1 protein-coding gene is annotated in these 509 nt (G+C 39.7%); it reads right to left on the minus strand.

All coding sequences use genetic code 11. The annotated features are described in order from the left end of the window. Window positions 1-250, minus strand: a 250-nt coding sequence (locus tag A3735_RS01810) for a hypothetical protein (protein ID WP_197485593.1), incomplete at its 3' end; no start/stop codon positions are given. Window positions 251-509 lie beyond the last annotated feature (259 nt).

Consider the following 509-nt stretch of genomic DNA (forward strand, 5'->3'; position numbering starts at 1 on the left):
ACAAAGTATGGACATAATCTGGAGAATCTTCATTTTGCGCGATTTCTTGGATTAATTTAGCAGCGCGACTAGCCAAGTGTATGCGGCGTTTATCATTTTCATATAGATCAATTATTTGTTTATCAATGTCATCACGTATACCATTTCTATCGACATCAGGTAAAAAATCAAGAGGCGCAAAGCCCGACATTTCGGCTTTAGCTGCGCTGCATACGATCAGTGCGGTAAATAATATTAAAATCCTTATCACTAAAGTAACCTTCCTTTATGAGACTTAACGCCGCGTTAACCGCGCGAGCCGAAGGCGAGTCCGGTTGAACGCTTGGTTAGAATTTCTTTATTTAGTACGTTTTAACTTCAAAATACTTTATTTTCTTGTTTTCAATAACTGGATCGATCACGTATATATTCCCAGCTTCCAGCCGCGCGATGATATTATTATCTTCTACTCTAGTTCGCTCCATTTCTGCGTATGCTTCAGAGCTTGCTACAATGGCACCAGTATCAAC

It is taken from the genome of Oleiphilus sp. HI0061 (assembly GCF_001635675.1).